A 17,665-nucleotide genomic window follows, 5' to 3' on the forward strand; every position below is an offset into this window, starting at 1 on the left:
TGCCTCAGACTTGGCATCATGCATATATATTATTTTAGGTGAGATTCACATGGCACAAGGACTTTTGGCGGGTAAGCGCTTCTTGATCGCGGGTATTGCGAGTAAATTATCCATTGCTTTTGGTATTGCTCAGGCATTACATCGTGAAGGTGCTGAATTGGCTTTTACTTATCCAAATGAAAAGCTGAAAAAGCGGGTAGATGACTTTGCTGAACAGTTTGGTTCAAAACTGGTTTTTCCTTGTGATGTGGCGGTAGATGCTGATATTGATAATGCATTCGCTGAGCTGGCGAAACACTGGGATGGTCTGGATGGCGTAGTGCATTCTATCGGTTTCGCACCGGCGCATACTTTGGATGGCGACTTTACCGAAATCACAGACCGCGAAGGTTTCAATATTGCACATGACATCAGTGCCTATAGCTTTATCGCGATGGCACGTGCGGCAAAGCCTTTGCTACAAGTTCGTCAAGGCTGCCTGTTAACGCTAACTTATCAAGGTTCTGAGCGCGTAATGCCGAACTATAACGTGATGGGTATGGCCAAAGCCTCTTTAGAAGCCGGTGTTCGTTATTTAGCTTCGAGCTTGGGTCAGGAAGGTATTCGTGTCAATGCCATCTCTGCGGGTCCAATCCGTACTCTGGCAGCTTCAGGCATTAAATCATTCCGTAAAATGCTCGACTTAAATGAAAAAGTTGCGCCATTAAAACGTAATGTAACGATTGAAGATGTCGGCAATGCAGCATTATTCCTGTGCTCGCCATGGGCCAATGGCATTACCGGTGAAATCCTGTATGTCGATGCCGGTTTCAATACCGTGGGTATGAGTGCTGATTTAATGGCGGATGCGGAATAAAAGTCTATTCTCTGCCGTGGGAGGGAGAGTTCCTCCCTTTTTTAAAGGAAGGTTAGGAGGGATTATTTTTCTTTAATCTCGCTAAACCCTTTCTTAAAAAAAAGAGTGAATGAGCAAAATCCCCTCATTCCCCCTTTGATAAAGGGGGAGTTCACTCAAGGCCATAAAAAAGACCGCATAAGCGGTCTTTTTTAGATTTGCAGGACAGCGATTAAGCCTGACCATCTACAGCGGCAGTTTGTGCACGTTGCATATTGGCTTCAAATTCAGCATCGAAGTTGATTGGGGTAAGCAGCAACTGTGGGAAGCTACCTTTAGTCACCATATCATTCACTGCTTCACGCAGGAACGGGAACAGAATGTTCGGGCAGTATGCGCCCAGGATGTATGGAAGACGCTCTTCTTCAACGCCATCTACCAAGAAGATACCGGCTTGAGTCACGTCGACGATAAAAGCAGTATCACCTTCATTGGTCGCTTGAACAACGACTTTTAAAGCCACTTCAAAATGAGTCTCATCAATTTTTTCTGCAGAAGAAGAAAGATTGATGTTGAGCTCAGGTTGCCATTGCTTGGTAAAAACTTGTGCCCCAGGAACCTCAAAAGAAATATCTTTGGTGTAAATACGCTCTAATGCCAATTGTGGTTGAGCTTGTTGTTCTTCACTCATTCTTTGATCCTTAATATAAAGTGATGATTTTAGTAGAATTAAGCCAGTAATTCATCAAGTTTGCCTTCACGCTCTAAAGCATAAAGCTGGTCGAAACCACCGATGAATTGATCCTTAATAAAAATTTGTGGCACAGTGCGGTGATTGGTACGCTGCATCAATTCAAGACGTACTTCAGGTGCTTCTTGAGATAGATTAATTTCTTTATATGCGACACCTTTGCGCTCAAGCAACTGTTTTGCACGCACGCAATAAGGACACACAGTCGTTGAATAAACAATAACGTCAGCCATGATCAATCTCCTGTTCGTGGATTATTTGCTTTTCACCAAAGGTAAACCCTGGGCTTTCCAGTTGCTGATGCCGCCATCAAGACGGTATGCATCGGCATGACCCACTTGTTGTAGCGCAGTACCAGCCACCTGTCCAAGGTTACAAATGAACACCAAAGGGCGATCAGATGCTTTCAGCTCTTCAACATGCTTTGTAATCTGGCTATATGGAATGTTACGGCTGCCGCTGATATGACCTTCACGGAAGTCTTTGGCATCCCGTAAATCAATCAGCATGGCATTTTTTGCTTTGACTAAAATTCCCAGCGACTGCGGAGAAATTTTACGACCGTTACGTTGACCTTCGATAATGAAGAACAAAACTACCAATACCGCGAGTGTTCCAAATAAGAAGGGGTGATTCCCCATAAACTCGAACCAACGTTCCACAATTCACCTAATTACAATTTTAAAATTGCCAAGAGTATAGCTCATAAATATGGTGATCAAAATCACCGCTTCAAGGGTTGAGGCACAAGAAAATTAATTTTTTTGCTGTGCTTCAGTGATTTCATCGATTAAACGCAAATAGCTGTCCAGTCGGCGCGGTAAAATTTCACCCGCACTCGCGGCCTGACGTAAAGCACATTGTTTTTCATGCTTATGCGTGCAGTTCCGGAACTGACAGTGTCCGAGCAGGTTTTCAATTTCAGGAAAACCGATTTGTACCTTATCTAAAGGCAGATGCCACAGGCCAAATTCACGAATTCCCGGAGAGTCGATCAGGGCAGCACCTTCACCAAAACCGATCAAACGGGTTGAGGTGGTGGTGTGCTGACCGAGTGCCGAGTTTTCCGAAATAATATTGGTTTTCTGGGCTGCATCTGGCACGATCGCATTGATCAGCGTACTTTTACCGACACCCGATTGACCGACAAAAGCCACCGTTTCATTTTCCAGACGATTGGACAATCCAGTCAGATCACCATCGGACTGGGTTTGCATTACTTCATAACCGAGGTCTTGATATTCTTGTAGCAGAATCAGAATTGGATCGTTCTCTTTTAACAAATCGGCTTTGTTCATCACTAGAAGCGCAGGAATATCGGCATCGGCACAGGCCACCAGATAACGGTCGATCAGGCCCGGTGCTGGCTCAGGCAATGGTGCAAACACAATCACAATCAGTGAAATATTGGCCGCTACCGGTTTAACCTTGTGATAGCGGTCAGGACGGGTCAATAAGGATTTACGTGGATGAATCGCCGTAATAATTCCTAAACCGGTATTCGGATCGGCTTGCCATTTAACCCGGTCACCCGTGACCAGTAAATCCAGATTGGTTCGGGTATGACAGCGCCAGACGCTGCCTAGTTCAATTTCTTTCCAGAAAGGTTCAGGCTCACCATCGGCGACCACAGGTTTTTCAGGGTGAATGTCAGGAGTAGACAAAGCTTGCACTTCAAGTTGGCGGCCGTAGTGTTGCACTACCAAACCTTCCAGATCACTGGAGGTATCGAGATCTTCTTGACGTGTTTTCTGTTGTTTCTGAATGCGGCGCTGTTGTTGCTCTGTCAGACGACGCTTACGTATTAAGGCCATTCATATCCTAAAAAACCGGGTAAATCAGATGGCAAAAATAGCATGAAGCAGCCCCCGAATGACACCCAAGATGTAATTAATTTGCTACTATAGTTGTTTTTAAACCCAATAAGATTGCACATTTATGAGCAGCACCGCTGATACCCGCCTGATTTGGATTGACCTTGAAATGACAGGTCTAGACACAGACAATGACCAAATTATTGAAATTGCGACGATTGTAACCGATGACAATTTGAATATTCTGGCAGAAGGTCCTGTGCTTGCGGTGCATCAGCCTGCACGTCTGTTAAATGCCATGGATGAGTGGAACACTCGTCAACATGGTCAATCGGGTCTGATTGAACGGGTGCGTCGCAGTAAACTGACGGCTCAGGATGCAGAACAGCAAACCATTGAATTCCTGAAAAAATGGGTCAATCCAAAGTCATCCCCGATGTGTGGCAACTCGATCTGTCAGGATCGCCGTTTCTTGCATCGCCTGATGCCTGAGCTGGAGCAGTATTTCCATTACCGTAATCTGGATGTATCTTCAGTGAAAGAGCTGGCAAAACGCTGGCGTCCAGAAATTATGAGTGGTCTCAAGAAAAATGCTTCGCATCTGGCGATGGATGACATTCGTGATTCAATTGCCGAACTGAAATACTATCGTCAATATTTCTTTATCATGAATAAAGACTAAGTTTAGATGGATTGAAAGAGGCGCAAGCCTCTTTTTTTATGAGATTGATGCTTTTTTCTTTTGATATAAACTCTCAATCAGTTCAAATATCACCCAGGATATCAGTACCAAAATCAGATGGGTCTGGGTTTCATGGCGATCTAGGATCACATATCCGAATAGGCCTAAAATCAGCAAACGAATAAAAATACTCAGCGCATAGTTTTTCTGTTTTTGGCTACTGTAAAAATAAAAATGTAGAGTGATCAGGATAAAATTGAGAGCCAAAAGAGCATTGATCAGCACAGTGTTTGACTCCCATATTTAAAGTTTTATGTATGAATTTTATCCAATTATAAATGTTCCTGAATTTATCTTTCTGATTTTGCTGATAGATTTTGTATCAAAATTTTAGAAGCAGTAAAAAAATGCTGACTTTGCTAAAATAAGCCGTGATTTAACAGCTATTGATGACTTATGACCGACCTGCTTCAAGACGATGAATATGAGCGCCGCTTTGCGGGTGTTGCCAAAATTTATGGAGAAGACAGCTTCAGTCATTATGAAAAAAGTCATGTGATGGTGATTGGCATCGGTGGTGTCGGTTCTTGGGCAGTAGAAGCGCTGGCACGTAGCGGTGTGGGCGAGCTGAGTTTGGTCGATATGGATGTGGTGGCGGCATCCAATATTAATCGTCAATTGCCTGCCATGAGCACGACCTTGGGCCATGAAAAAATTGCAGTGATGGCCGAGCGTTGTCATGCCATTAATCCACGGATCAAGATTAATCTGATTGATGACTATCTGACGCCGGAAAATATCAAAGAAATTTTAGCAGGTAATCCTGATTTAATTCTCGACTGTATTGATGATGTGAAGGCCAAATTTGCCTTGATGCTGCATTGTCGCTTTAACAAGATTCCCTTGATTGTGTCGGGCGGGGCAGGCGGTAAACTGGATCCCCTGAAAATTCGTGTCGCAGACTTATCTAAAACCGAACAGGACCCGATGCTGGCCAAATTGCGTGCCCAGTTACGCGGCAAAGGTATTTGTAAAAAACCTAAAGAAAAATTCGGCATTACCTGTGTCTATTCAATCGATAATCCGTTCTCGAGTGCCGATGTCTGTGCCAGTGCCGGCTTGCGCTGTGGTGGTTATGGCTCTGCCGTGGTGGTGACATCAAGCTTTGCCATGGTCGCTGTGGCAGAAGGCTTGAAGAAGCTGGATAGTAAAAGAGCAAAAGCCTGATTTACAAAATAAAAAGCACAAGATATGTGCTTTTTTTGAGACGGCGTTTAGAATGAAAGGATTCATTTGCAGAACAAAAATAATGTTTTGGAGCAGTTATGTGGTTCTTGCTGGTATTGATTTTGGGGATAGGGGCTTTGGGAATCTGGATGTGGAAACGTCCGGATCCGGTGAAACGTGATCAGGCCAAAGCTGTGCAGCATGATCTATGGATTGAGCAGCTTGATGCACAGCTCAAGCATGCGGCGCGCTTGAGTTCAGATCCTGAACATCCGAATTATGCACGCGCCTATCAGATTTACCAGAATCTTGCCCAGCAACAGGAAATTCCACAGGCTTATGTCGGCATGGGGCTGATGCATTTGCAGGGTCTGGGACATGCGCAAAATACGGAAACAGCCATCAGTTATCTCGATAAAGCCTTTCATCTGGGCAGTGATGACGCAGCTTATCATCTGGGGCAGATTCATGAGGAGCAACGCTATCAAATGGCTGACCCGGAAAAGGCGCTGTACTGGTACCGACATGCCGTAGCCCGTGGCAATCTGGATGCCCAGTACCGCATCACTGAACTTTCTTCCACTACAGAAACAAATCCAGAAGAGAAGAACGCTGAACAGCAGCGCTTGGCCTTACTCATTCAAAATGCCGGGCAGGGACATAGCAATTCGCAGTATCAACTGGCGCAGTATTATTTAACAGATTCAGCGGCTCAAGATTTGGTTCAGGGAATTCATTATCTGTTTTTAGCTGCGCAGCAAGATCATCTGGCTGCCAATCAGCAGATCGCCGATGATTATGCGCGTGGACAGAGGCTGCCCCAAGACCAGACTCAAGCCCTGCAATTTATTAAACGCTGTATCAGTCTTGGTGATCAAAAAGGTCTCTATGATTATTATGCTGGCGTACTGCAAGGCCGTATCGATACCGACCAGCGTCAGCGCGTGTTCCAGCATTTGATGCAGCAGTCCAAAGAACATGCCGATGCGCATTCCAAGACTTTAATTGGACTGGCTTATTTTCATGGCTGGTATGTCGATAAAAATGAAACCATGGCGTTTCGTTACTGGTCTGAAGCTGCCAATACTCAGCATCCGCCCGCTTTATGCATGATTGCCGCGCTGTATTTTGAACAGCATCTAGTGGCTTATGAGCCGCAAAAGGCATTTGAATTATATCAGGCAGCATTTCAGCTCAGTTCCGATGATGCTTATGCACAAATGGGTCTGGCACTGTGTTATTTAAATGGCATCGGTACTGTAAAAGACACAGCCAAAGCCACCCGCATGATTCAGGCAGTGGCCCAGCAATACTGGCAGATCGAGGCTCAGTCTGAGGCAGATTTAATTTATGTGGTCGGGCGTTTTTATAGTCTGGCGGAATATCCATTGCCGACACACGACAAAGCCATTCAATATCTGAATCAGGCGGTTGCGAAAGGCTCCAAGGAAGCAGCCTGGTTCCTGTATCAGGCTCTGTCAGGTCTTTATCCGGTCTTTATCCTTAATCCAGAGCAGGCCAATCGTTATCTGCATCAGGCTGCACAACTGGGACATGCACAGGCACAGGCAGAATTGGGCTTGGAGTATCTTAAAGGAAAACAGATTGCGCAGGATATTGCCTTAGGTTTGAGCTATCTGCAAAAAGCGGCTGCTCAGCAGAATAGTGTGGCACTGAATGCGCTGGGGGAAGCGTTTGAAAATGGCATAGGCACTGAGGCAAATATCGAACAGGCGGTACAGTATTACCGTCAGGCGGCAGCGCAGGTCAATGCCGATGCTTATAGTCATCTGGGACGTTTATATACCAAGGGAATTGGGGTGGAACGCGATATTGGAGTCGCGCGGGACTGGCTGGAAAAAGGCAGTTTGCTCGGGCATGAGCGATCAACTGAATTATTGAAAAATGTGCATGCCTATTTGCAAATGAAGTAATTTTTATTGACATCACGCAATATAAAAAACCGCTGTTAGACAGCGGTTTTTTTATGGTTCAAGCTTTGTTTAAGGTAATTGCTGGATTGGACTGCCACCTAATGCCTGCATTAAAGTCACATAGGCATTGTACTGGTTCTGTCGGGTTTGTACCAAAGACAGCCGTGCATTCCGTGTGGTTTCCTGTGCATCCAGCAGGTTCTTTAACGCCACCGCGCCATTACGATAACGTACTTCAGTCAGACGTTCGGTACGTTCAGCCAGTTCGACATTACGTTGCTGCAAAGTGACTTGCTTACTGATTTCAGTCCGGTTCGATAAGGCATTTTCCACATCGGCAAAGGCTTCATACATGGTCTGGCGATATTGAATGATGGCTTTTTCATATTCCAGTTCATTGACTTTTAGATCACGCTTCATGTCGTTCCATTGCAGGAATGGCAAGGTCAGGCCAGCACCTAAGGTCGCTACCGGATTTTTAAGTGCATCCGTTAATGAAGTATTAGCACCAACACCGACGCCAGTAGATAAAGCTCCAGTTAAGCTAATCGACGGATAATAGCTGGCTTTATTGGCATCTTTATTGGCCAGCGCTTTACGCAAACGTAGTTCAGTTGCTTTCAGATCTGGACGACGCGACAGCAGACTTGCAGGCAAACCCGCTTCAATTGCCGGCAAGGCAATATTTGGCAAGCGGCTAGGTTCCTGAATCGAAAGCTGTTGCACCGGCATGTGCAGCAATACCGCGAGTCCGGTACGTGTTTCCACACGTTGTTGTTCAATCTGGCTCAAGGTTGCCTGCTGGCTTTGAATGGCTTGTTCAGCCTGAGTCAAATCCAGTCCAGACACCGCACCGGCGCGATATTGCACCTGCACCAGATCATAGGTTTTTTGTGCGGTGGCCAGGTTTTGCTGAACCACGTTATAACGTTCATTTAGATAGCCCAGTTGCCAATATAGTTGCGCTGTCGTTCCAATCAGACTTTGTGCCGTGGCCTGCAAGTCCTGTTCAGAAGCCAGTGCTTCCCAGCGTGCTGCTTCGGTCTGATTGGCCAGTTTACCAAACAGATCCAGCTCATAGCTAAGACCCGGATAACCCAGAGAGATCCCGGTTGAAGAATCGCCGTCACCATCCAGACTAAAACGATGTCCGGTTGAAATACGTGCATCACCCACGCGGACACCTTGCTGGCTTTGAGCCTGTCGGGCTTGAATCCGAGCCTGCTGTAAGCTGATACCCGCTACTGCCAGATCGGTATTTTGAGCCAGCACCTGATCGACCAAATTATTCAATTGCGGGTCTTTAAATAGGGTCCACCACTGATCAGCAAGGACATCGGCATGAATCTGCTGATTCAAGACCTGATGGTTTTGAAAGCTGCCCGGCATCTTCAGCGCAGGCTGCTCATACGGGGTTTTTACCACTGCCGCACAGCCCACCAGCGAGCTTCCCAGTAACAAGGCACTGGCAAGTTTGGTTAAATTCATTTGCATATCAGGTTCCTTATTCTCGAGAAAGCGCATCAACAGGGTTCAGGCGAGCAGCATTACGTGCCGGAATAAAACCAAACACAATTCCAATCAGGCTTGAGCAGACAAAGGCAGCCACAATCGAAGTGGTTGAATAGGCCATCTGGAAAGTACCGCCGGCAAAGTGGGTAATTAGCTGGCCAATCCCGAGCGAGAGCAGCACCCCCAAAATACCGCCTAAAATACACACCAGCACTGCCTCAATCAGGAACTGCTGCAAAATATCACTTTGACGTGCACCCACTGCCATCCGCACCCCAATTTCCTGAGTACGTTCAGTCACGGACACCAGCATGATATTCATCACCCCGATCCCGCCGACCACCAGTGAAATCACCGCAATCGCCGAAATTAAAAGCGTCATAGTCGCTGTGGTCTGCTGAATGGTTTCACGAATACTGTCGGCATTCTGGGTAAACACGTCCTGCGCGCCATGGCGCTGTACCAACAGGTTTAAAATTGCATTTTCAGCCGCCGCACTTGGGTATTCATCCTTAATCCGCACAATGATGCTGCGAACGTTAGATTGCCCCAGCATACGACTCATCACGGTAGAATACGGCAGGTAGACATTCAGGCTGTCATTATTGCCCATCATGCCTTTTTGTGCATCAATCACCCCGATAATCCGGCTCGGGACGCTACCGAGTAAAATCACCTGTCCCACCGGATTAGTACCATCTTTAAAGAAGGTATTTTTGGTATTGGTGTCAATGACAACATCTTGCGCCTGTTGCATGACGCTACTGCGGTCAAAAGGCTGACCGGACTGGAAAGTCATGCCACGCACGTAGAAGAAATCTTCACTGACGCCGTTGACCGTAGTTGAAGCTTCGATTTCTTTATAACGGCCGGTGACACTGCTGTTCACCGACGGACTGACGCCATCGACATACGGTTGTTCGGCCAGTGCATCGGCATCGGCCGGAATCAGGGTTTTGGACTGTGAAGATCTGGAATTATCCCCAAAGCCTCGACCCTGAAATACGGTAATGGTATTGGTCCCCAGACTGCTGATATTTTCCAGAATCTGCTTTTGTGAGCCATTACCGAGTGCCACCACCGAGACCACCGAAGCAATACCGATAATGATTCCGAGCATGGTGAGGAAAGTCCGCATGCGATGTGCATTCATGGCCAGCAAGGCCATCCGGAAGGCTTCACCCAGACGGTCAACTGCAGAACGCCATGAAGAAATCTTCTTTTGTTCACTGCGGATCAGCGGCTGTTTTTCCAGATGCTCATCGACTTCAGGAACATTGGGCTGGTCGGAAATGATATTACCGTCTGAAATTTCAATGATTCGTGTCGCGTTTTTTGCCACATTATGATCATGCGTAACCAGAATGATGGTATGACCCTTGGCATTCAGTTCGCGCAAAATACGCATCACCTCAATACCGCTGTTCTTATCCAAGGCACCTGTCGGCTCATCGGCCAGAATCACATCACCGCCATTCATCAGCGCACGGGCAATCGACACACGTTGCTGCTGACCGCCTGACAGTTGACTCGGACGGTTCTGGGTTTTTTCGCCCAGACCCAGATCGGTCAGAATCTTGACCGCACGCGCATGCCGTTCCGATGAATCTGCACCCGCATAAATGGCAGGGACTTCGACATTGCCTGCTGCGTTTAAATCGCCGAGCAGGTGATAACGCTGAAAAATAAAGCCGAAATATTCACGACGTAACTGCGCCAGTTCATCTGCTTCCAGTTCCCGGGTTTCACGGCCTTTGACCTTGTAGCTACCCGTGGTGGGTTTGTCCAGACAGCCCAGAATGTTCATCAGGGTGGATTTACCTGAACCAGACTGACCAACAATCGCCACCAGTTCACCCGGATAAATCTCCAGATTGACCCCTTTTAAAATCTGGACCGTACCTTCACCCGCAGGGAATTCACGTACCAGATTTTTCACCTCGAGGAGAGGCTGCTGTTGTGAATTCATATTTACATTCTCATTGGGCCACGGCTATTGCCACCGCGTTTTGCTGCATCATTGGAGGTGTCAGAACCATCAGCAATGACCACCTGATCACCACGTTTTAGACCTTTAATCACTTGTGCAGTGGCACGGTTATTCAAACCGATCAGTACAGGGGTTGGTTTTGCAGTACCATCAGCCTGCAAGACACGCACCATGGCGCGCTGTGCTTTGCCCTGTTCAATCAGTGCCAGCTCCGCTTCAGAAAGATTCAGGCGGGCAGGGCGTTCACCAGCAGGACGATTGCCTTGAGCAGATTCAGCTTCAGGAAGTGCTGCCGGATTAGCTTCGCCGCGAGAACTGTCACCGCGAGAACCTTCAGCCCGATTAGCACGTGGCGGACGGTTTGAGCCTTGAATCGCAGCGGCCGGAATCGTCAGCACGTTTTTAGCTTCATCCAGCACAATATAAACTTGCGCCGTCATATCAATACGCAGTTTGCCATCTTCATTCGGTACATCGAATAAAGCGTTGTAATACACCGCAGAACTTGAAGATGAGCCTGTTGCATTGGAATCGGTATTAATCGAATTTGGTGCAGGTTCAACCTGGCGCAATTTGGCGTAAATCTTTTTCTCGTTATTGCCCAGTGTGGTGAAATAAACCGTTTGACCTTCTTCCACTTTCATCACATCTGCTTCAGAAATTTCAGCTTTAATGGTCATGGTGTCCAGCTTGGCCAGCTTCACAATGGTCGGTGCACTTTGATTGGCATTCACGGTTTGACCTTCTTCGGTCACAATCGCCACAATCGTGCCATCCATCGGTGCCACAATCTGGGTATAACCCAAGTCTTCTTTGGCAGTTGCCAAGGTCAGGCGCGACTGTTCGATCTGTGCATTGATTGCCGTGATATCGGCCTGAGCCGTTTTATAACTGGCAAATGCAGATTCCAGCTCTGAACGGGAAGTTGCATCCTGTGCATACATGGCTTTCTGACGATTGTATTCAGCTTCAACTTTGGCCAGATTCGCCTGTCTCACTGCAAGCTGTGCCATCTGGTTTTTAATGCTGGCTTCAGCAGTTTTTAAATCATTTTCCTGACGAACAGAATCAATTCGTGCAATCAGCTGACCCTGTTTAACCTGATCACCGAGTTCCACATACATTTGTCTCACCTGGCCAGAAACCTGGGCACCTACGCTGACCATTTTGGTGGCTTCTAAAATACCGGTCGCCAGTACAGAACTTTCAATATCACCCTGTGTTACTTCAGCAGTAATATACTGTGGCGGCTGTTCTTTAGGTTTGAGGAAATACCACCCCGCAGCGATTAACACAATGGCAATCACGGCGGCCATAATTAGTTTCGTCGGTTTTATTTTTGGCATATTGAGTACGAATTCGGATCAAAGATAGGGATTGATTATAAAAGCGAAATTGGGATAAATCGTGAATTTTTTGAATTATAATGAGAATTATTTTCTATTGGCTGATTTCTGAAAATATCGTCCATACAGACCATTTTAAAATGCTCCATGAATTGCTTGTTCTGACATTCATAACAAGACTTTGACCCTCTATAGATAACATCGATCCTATTTAAAAGATCATCAGGTGACTCTTGAATAAAATGATCACTGTCCCCAACAGTATTTTTTCAATCAAAGCGCTGCACAAATAAAATCGAGTGTGAATCAATAAAGACATAAGACCAAACATACTAGATTTGTTGTGTGATATTTGTTTTAAGGCTGTTTCTGGCTTAATTTTCCTCCCTCTAGTCCAGAGAGCAAAAACCAGTTGAAAATTAAGTAGAAAAAAAAATTAAAAACCCATGTTTTATATATGGATTTAAATAAATAAAGCTTGTAAGATTTAATTCCATAAAAAAATTATGGTTTTACCACTTAAGAAGAAAACGCACATTTATTGTGCAAAAATAATACAACTTTGCTCGCAACATTGATGAGGGTTTAACGATGGAATGGAATGAAAGCTATAATATTGGAATCGACGTAATCGATAATCAGCACCGTCAAATTTTAGATTATATCAATGCTTTGGAGCAGGTAAAAAGCACAGGAGATCGCGATCGAATCAAAGAGGTCTTGGAGGATTTAATCGATTATACCCAGTCACATTTCAGCTTTGAAGAAAACCTGCTGGAACAGGTCAGTTATCAATACCTACCTTCGCATCGCGGTATACATGAATTATTTGTGAAACGACTCAATGATTATCGTCTCAAGTTCGAGAAGGGAGAATCGATTGAAAATGATTTATATCGTTTATTGTCCAAATGGCTGATCAATCATATTCAACATGATGATCAGGACTATGTCGATGCAGTGCGCGATAATATGTTGAGTTATTTACGTGCTCAGGAAAGCAAAAAAGGCAAGGGCTGGTTTGCACGTTTCTTTGGTTAAGCACTCGGCGCTAAAAATAAGCGTTGACCGCACATTTCAGCAATGGCCTGTAAGATGAGATGTTCAGGGTTCTCTTTGGACATTCCTTTAATGGCTGCATCAATACGGATTAACAGCTGGGGCCAGCTCAAAAAGCGTTGTGGGCTGAGACGGCGTAAAGCTTGCTGATATAGCCCGACTTTGGTTTTCCAGATTCCAATTTGCAAGGCATTTTGCGGCTGTTCAAACAGTTGCATCAACAGACGCATTTCCTTGCTCAGGCTCCATAAGATCAGGCTCATCGGTTCACCTGAAGCGACCAGATACTGGAAAATCTTGATCGATTGCGAGAGATTGCCTTGCAGTAGGGCATCACTCAAATCATAGGTGCTATAGCGTGATTGATCCTGTAAGCAGGCATATAAATGATCAATCTGAATCACATCAACTTCTGCAAAGGTGTCACTGACCCGCATCAGGCTGTTTTTGGCTGCCAGCAAGTTGTGCTCATGATGCTGTTCCAGCCATTGCCAGGCATCATGGGCCAGTTTAATCCCCAGTTTCTCTGCTTCAACTGCCAAAATTTGCTGACGATCGCGTGGATAATTTGCAGTAAGCGCAACGCAGACACCATTGGCCTCAACCGTCTGGAAGAAGCTGGATTTGAGGCTGCTCGCATCTTGCTTGGGCATAACAACCAATAGCAGATTATCACTGTCTTGTTGTAAATAGCTTTTCAGCAGTTTGAGGCTACTGGCATCTGGTTTGATATTGCCATGCACTTCAACTGCCAGTTGGGTTGAGAACAATGACAAACTGTTCAATGCATTAAAGACATTTTTCCACTCAGAAACTGAACTGACATCATAACGTTGACGTTCGATGTCTTTGGCTTGCCAATGTGTGCGAAAGGCATCGATCAGGTTTTGTTCTAGCAAAGGCTCTTGACCATGCAAGACCCAGGCACCGCGAGCTTCATCGACACGTTTTAGGGCTTGCAGATAGTCAAGTTTCATAAGGCGTTCTTATTGAGCAGGTTGCGCTGGGGTATTTTGTTTGGCCAAGGGTAGGCGGTTCGATGAAATCTGACGCGCGATCTGCTGTGCCACATCATCAATAATCACCTGATTGAGAAACTTTTGTTCCTGGTCATCAGTGTTGACTGTTTCAATGTCATATTGATAAGTACGCGTTGCCACCACAGTGCGTGGTTCAGTGATCGGATTGCCTTGTGCATCTTCAATGCGAAAAGTCACATTTAAACGTAGCAAGGTTTCTACCAGCTTACCATTCAATTCTAAGCGGCGCGGCGTGTAATCGAGAACACGCAATACATAAGCATTAGGTGCATTACTTAGCTGTACGCCTGCAGCACCGAGGTAAACTGCCAGTTTTTCTTGCAGTTCTTCAGTATTGGGCGGTAAAGACAGGCTCATGACAGAGTAAGCAACAGGTGCGGAGCTCGGATTGGTTCCTTTCAGATGAAAACCACAGCCGACTAAGCCTGCACTCAGACCACAAGTTAAAACAATTGCTGCTAAACGTTTGCCCAAATGCATGTGTTGCCCTCTATGCTTCCCGAAGGGGAATATTTGAAATCCTGAACTGGATTGTAAAGTCAAAGCCCGTTGGCTGGCAACGGGCTTTGTGTTTTTTAAGCCTCCCTTTGGCAAAGGGAGGTTTGGAGGGATTATTTCTTAAAGTCCCTCTCCTGAGTGAGGTTTTAAAGCAGCGCTTTTAAAACTGAACGCAAGTGAGGGTTAGGGAGAGGTGAATTATTCGCCCTCATCCCCTTGCAGAATTGTTTAAAGCAGTGCTTAAACAATTCCTCAGGATTTAAACCACCAAATTCACCAATTTATTCGGTACCACAATTTCTTTCTTGGTTGGACCAGTCAGGAATTGTTGAACTTCAGGCAATGCTTTGGCTTGCGCCAAGATGTCATCTTTTGATGCACCCACAGAAACTTCAAGTTTGCCACGAAGTTTACCGTTGACTTGTACCACAATGGTTTGCGTATTACGTGTCAGTGCAGATTCGTCCACAGCAGGGAATAGGGTTGAATTCAATTCAATCCCAAACTCAGCCAATAAAGTTTGGCTTAAGTGCGGTGCAAATGGAGCTAACAAAGTCAGAAGTGTAGTGATCGACTCACGTGCTACCGCAACGTCATTGTTATCTTTGGCTTCAAACTTATTGTTTGCGTTTAGCAATTCCATCATCGCGGCAATTGCAGTGTTAAATGCATGACGACGTTCGATGTCATCACCGACTTTCTGGATGGTTTCATGGGTTTTACGGCGTAAGTCTTGGGCAGCAGTAGAAAGTGCAGCTTTGTCGATATTTGATGCAGCATTACCTTTTTCAAGGAAACCTGTTGCCAAACGCCATACACGTTTCAGGAAGCGGTTGGCACCTTCAACACCGGCATCCGACCATTCAAGCGATTGATCCGGTGGTGCTGCAAACATCATAAATACACGTGCGGTATCTGCACCGTATTGGTCGATAATTGATTGCGGGTCGATACCGTTATTTTTCGATTTCGACATTTTTTCCTGACCACCAACAATTACGTCCTGACCATCACCTTGGTATTTCGCAGACAGAATACGCCCTTTTTCATCACGTTCGAGATCGATATCTGCAGGGTTAAACCAGGTTTTCTTGCCTGATTCAGCTTCACGGTAATAAGTATCTGCCAAAACCATACCTTGAGTTAACAGGTTGGTAAATGGTTCATTACCTTGTACTACACCTTCATCACGCATCAATTTGTGGAAGAAGCGTGCATAAAGTAAGTGCAGAATCGCGTGTTCAACACCACCGATGTATTGATTTACTGGAAGCCATGTTTGAGCAGCTTCAGGTTTAACTAAACCATTAGTAAAATCAGGAGATGCATAACGTGCATAGTACCAAGATGACTCTACAAAGGTATCCAGCGTATCTGTTTCACGACGCGCATCACCACCACAGCTTGGGCAAGTGGTTTGATAAAACTCAGGCATCTTGTTCAATGGATTACCCGAGCCATCAGGTACGACATCAGTCGGTAAGACCACTGGAAGTTGCTCTTCAGGTACAGGAACCTGACCACATTTTTCACAGTTGATCATTGGAATTGGGCAACCCCAATAACGCTGACGCGATACACCCCAGTCACGTAAACGGAACTGAACTTTGGTGCTTGCAAGAGTTGTTGGTTCTAATTTCGCAAGGAACGCATCATAAGCTGCTTGAAAGTCTAAACCGTCAAATTCAGCAGAATTGACCAATTTACCCTCTTTAGAACCGTACCATTCTTGCCATTGTGTAGCATCAAAGTCTGCATCGTCTGCGCCTTTAGCAGCAATCACTTGTTTGATGGTTAAGCCATATTTATTGGCAAATTCAAAATCACGTTCGTCGTGTGCAGGTACAGCCATCACTGCGCCAGAGCCATAAGACATCAACACGTAGTTGGCAATCCAAACAGGAACTGCTTCGCCAGTGACAGGATGCTTCACAGACAGACCTGTTGCCATGCCTTTCTTTTCAGCAGTGGCAAGGTCAGCTTCAGCCACAGAACCCATACGGCATTCTTCAATAAATGCTTTAAGTTCAGCATTATTTTCCGCAGCTTTCAGCGCCATTGGATGTTCTGCTGCAACTGCAACATAAGTCACACCCATTAAGGTGTCAGCACGTGTGGTGAATACAGTAAGGCCGTCTGCGTAAATTTCAGGATTCGCTGAAGGGAAGGTAATGTCCATCCCTTGTGAACGACCAATCCAGTTACGCTGCATGGTCAGAACTTGTTGTGGCCAGCCATCTTTAAGCGTGTCCAGGTCGTCAAGTAACTCTTGCGCATAATCGGTAATGCGGAAGTAGTACATTGGAATATCACGTTTTTCCACCAATGCACCTGAACGCCAGCCGCGACCATTTTCAACCTGTTCGTTGGCAAGAACAGTCTGATCGACCGGATCCCAGTTTACAGTTGAAAGTTTACGGTAGATCAAGCCTTTTTTATAAAGCTGAACAAATAGCCATTGTTCCCAACGATAGTACTCTGGGGTACAGGTGGCAAATTCACGATCCCAATCCACTGCAAGACCGAGTTTTTTCAACTGGTCACGCATGTAAGCGATATTTTCAAATGTCCATTTTGCCGGAGCAACTTGGTGTGCAATCGCTGCGTTTTCAGCAGGTAGACCGAAAGCATCCCAACCCATTGGTTGTAGAACCGTTTCACCTTTTAAGCGATGGAAACGGCTGATCACGTCACCAATCGTATAGTTACGCACATGACCCATATGCAGCTTGCCACTTGGGTAAGGGAACATCGAGAGAATATAACGACGTGGACCTTCTACTTTGTCGGCAACTTTAAAGGCTTTGCGAGATTCCCAATCCTGTTGGACTTGAGGCTCGATCGCACTGGCTTGATATTCGGAATCAATGTGAGTAGTCATAAACGTATCAGTGAATTACGGTGAAAAAAAGTCTGTTGCACAGCATAGCGCAAAATGCACCTAAAAGTGAATTTTGCGCAGGCATTTCCCTAAGAA

15 protein-coding genes are annotated in these 17,665 nt (G+C 45.7%); 5 read left to right on the forward strand and 10 right to left on the reverse strand.

The annotated features are described in order from the left end of the window. The first annotated feature begins 49 nt into the window (after nt 1-49). Nucleotides 50-856: an enoyl-ACP reductase gene (locus FTT73_RS01310; protein ID WP_005095616.1), complete on the forward strand. Its 807-nt coding sequence runs from the start codon at nt 50-52 to the stop codon at nt 854-856. Between the two features lie 211 nt (nt 857-1,067). Here FTT73_RS01310 and secB read toward each other — a convergent pair whose 3' ends face one another. The 4 genes from secB to rsgA all read right to left on the reverse strand — a co-directional run bounded on the left by secB (nt 1,068) and on the right by rsgA (nt 3,400). Next, nucleotides 1,068-1,526, reverse strand: a complete 459-nt coding sequence (gene secB / locus FTT73_RS01315; protein ID WP_004278389.1) for a protein-export chaperone SecB — start codon at nt 1,524-1,526, stop codon at nt 1,068-1,070. Between the two features lie 38 nt (nt 1,527-1,564). After that, nucleotides 1,565-1,822, reverse strand: coding sequence for a glutaredoxin 3 (gene grxC / locus FTT73_RS01320; RefSeq protein WP_100329331.1), 258 nt, complete (start codon nt 1,820-1,822; stop codon nt 1,565-1,567). Nucleotides 1,823-1,840: 18 nt separating this feature from the next. Continuing rightward, entirely contained in the window at nt 1,841-2,248 is a 408-nt protein-coding gene (locus FTT73_RS01325) for a rhodanese-like domain-containing protein (protein WP_005095619.1), read from the reverse strand. 93 nt (nt 2,249-2,341) lie between these two features. Continuing rightward, nucleotides 2,342-3,400, reverse strand: a complete 1,059-nt coding sequence (gene rsgA / locus FTT73_RS01330) for a ribosome small subunit-dependent GTPase A (RefSeq protein ID WP_074384016.1) — start codon at nt 3,398-3,400, stop codon at nt 2,342-2,344. Between the two features lie 124 nt (nt 3,401-3,524). Here rsgA and orn point away from each other — a divergent pair, with 124 nt between their 5' ends. The 3 genes from orn (at nt 3,525) to FTT73_RS01345 (ending at nt 7,243) form a co-directional block, all read left to right on the forward strand. Beyond that, a complete protein-coding gene (gene orn, locus FTT73_RS01335) occupies nt 3,525-4,082 on the forward strand; it encodes an oligoribonuclease (RefSeq protein ID WP_004278381.1) in 558 nt (185 codons plus the stop codon). 456 nt (nt 4,083-4,538) lie between these two features. Continuing rightward, entirely contained in the window at nt 4,539-5,309 is a 771-nt protein-coding gene (locus FTT73_RS01340) for a ThiF family adenylyltransferase (protein ID WP_100329241.1), read from the forward strand. A gap of 98 nt (nt 5,310-5,407) precedes the next feature. Next, the gene (locus FTT73_RS01345; RefSeq protein ID WP_180190894.1) at nt 5,408-7,243 is read left to right on the forward strand and encodes a tetratricopeptide repeat protein; all 1,836 of its coding nucleotides are present in this window, start codon (nt 5,408-5,410) and stop codon (nt 7,241-7,243) included. A 69-nt stretch (nt 7,244-7,312) separates the two neighbouring features. Here the strand turns inward: FTT73_RS01345 and FTT73_RS01350 are convergent, their stop codons facing one another. From FTT73_RS01350 to FTT73_RS01360, 3 genes are read right to left on the reverse strand one after another with little or no spacing between them, the layout of a single operon-like run. Beyond that, a complete protein-coding gene (locus FTT73_RS01350) occupies nt 7,313-8,737 on the reverse strand; it encodes an efflux transporter outer membrane subunit (protein WP_180190895.1) in 1,425 nt (474 codons plus the stop codon). Between the two features lie 10 nt (nt 8,738-8,747). Further along, entirely contained in the window at nt 8,748-10,724 is a 1,977-nt protein-coding gene (locus FTT73_RS01355) for a MacB family efflux pump subunit (RefSeq protein ID WP_180190896.1), read from the reverse strand. 2 nt (nt 10,725-10,726) lie between these two features. Then, complete coding sequence (locus tag FTT73_RS01360; protein WP_180078148.1) at nt 10,727-12,091, reverse strand: MacA family efflux pump subunit; 1,365 nt, start codon at nt 12,089-12,091, stop codon at nt 10,727-10,729. Between the two features lie 591 nt (nt 12,092-12,682). Between FTT73_RS01360 and FTT73_RS01365 the strand changes: the two genes are divergently transcribed. Beyond that, complete coding sequence (locus FTT73_RS01365) at nt 12,683-13,132, forward strand: bacteriohemerythrin (protein ID WP_005172715.1); 450 nt, start codon at nt 12,683-12,685, stop codon at nt 13,130-13,132. Here the strand turns inward: FTT73_RS01365 and holA are convergent. The 3 genes from holA to leuS form a co-directional block, all read right to left on the reverse strand. Further along, nucleotides 13,129-14,127, reverse strand: coding sequence for a DNA polymerase III subunit delta (gene holA, locus FTT73_RS01370; RefSeq protein WP_074384021.1), 999 nt, complete (start codon nt 14,125-14,127; stop codon nt 13,129-13,131). The genes FTT73_RS01365 and holA overlap by 4 nt on opposite strands. Nucleotides 14,128-14,136: 9 nt before the next feature. After that, on the reverse strand, nt 14,137-14,670 hold the full coding sequence (locus tag FTT73_RS01375) for a hypothetical protein (protein WP_074384022.1): 534 nt from the start codon (nt 14,668-14,670) through the stop codon (nt 14,137-14,139). A gap of 277 nt (nt 14,671-14,947) precedes the next feature. Continuing rightward, nucleotides 14,948-17,569 carry a leucine--tRNA ligase gene (gene leuS, locus FTT73_RS01380; protein ID WP_180190897.1) on the reverse strand — a complete coding sequence of 874 codons (2,622 nt, stop codon included), beginning with the start codon at nt 17,567-17,569 and terminating at the stop codon, nt 14,948-14,950. Nucleotides 17,570-17,665 lie beyond the last annotated feature (96 nt).

The organism is Acinetobacter sp. YH01006, from assembly GCF_013420445.1.
Lineage (GTDB): Bacteria > Pseudomonadota > Gammaproteobacteria > Pseudomonadales > Moraxellaceae > Acinetobacter > Acinetobacter pseudolwoffii.

What these genes read in the sequence shown, in the direction of transcription:
- FTT73_RS01340 (WP_100329241.1), top strand. Translation starts at nt 4,539, where the DNA reads ATGACCGACCTGCTTCAAGACGATGAATATGAGCGCCGCTTTGCGGGT.
- FTT73_RS01375 (WP_074384022.1), bottom strand. Translation starts at nt 14,670, where the DNA reads ATGCATTTGGGCAAACGTTTAGCAGCAATTGTTTTAACTTGTGGTCTG.
- FTT73_RS01355 (WP_180190896.1), bottom strand. Translation starts at nt 10,724, where the DNA reads ATGAATTCACAACAGCAGCCTCTCCTCGAGGTGAAAAATCTGGTACGT.
- FTT73_RS01345 (WP_180190894.1), top strand. Translation starts at nt 5,408, where the DNA reads ATGTGGTTCTTGCTGGTATTGATTTTGGGGATAGGGGCTTTGGGAATC.
- leuS (WP_180190897.1), bottom strand. Translation starts at nt 17,569, where the DNA reads ATGACTACTCACATTGATTCCGAATATCAAGCCAGTGCGATCGAGCCT.
- rsgA (WP_074384016.1), bottom strand. Translation starts at nt 3,400, where the DNA reads ATGGCCTTAATACGTAAGCGTCGTCTGACAGAGCAACAACAGCGCCGC.
- orn (WP_004278381.1), top strand. Translation starts at nt 3,525, where the DNA reads ATGAGCAGCACCGCTGATACCCGCCTGATTTGGATTGACCTTGAAATG.
- FTT73_RS01360 (WP_180078148.1), bottom strand. Translation starts at nt 12,091, where the DNA reads ATGCCAAAAATAAAACCGACGAAACTAATTATGGCCGCCGTGATTGCC.
- FTT73_RS01310 (WP_005095616.1), top strand. Translation starts at nt 50, where the DNA reads ATGGCACAAGGACTTTTGGCGGGTAAGCGCTTCTTGATCGCGGGTATT.
- secB (WP_004278389.1), bottom strand. Translation starts at nt 1,526, where the DNA reads ATGAGTGAAGAACAACAAGCTCAACCACAATTGGCATTAGAGCGTATT.
- FTT73_RS01365 (WP_005172715.1), top strand. Translation starts at nt 12,683, where the DNA reads ATGGAATGGAATGAAAGCTATAATATTGGAATCGACGTAATCGATAAT.
- FTT73_RS01350 (WP_180190895.1), bottom strand. Translation starts at nt 8,737, where the DNA reads ATGCAAATGAATTTAACCAAACTTGCCAGTGCCTTGTTACTGGGAAGC.
- holA (WP_074384021.1), bottom strand. Translation starts at nt 14,127, where the DNA reads ATGAAACTTGACTATCTGCAAGCCCTAAAACGTGTCGATGAAGCTCGC.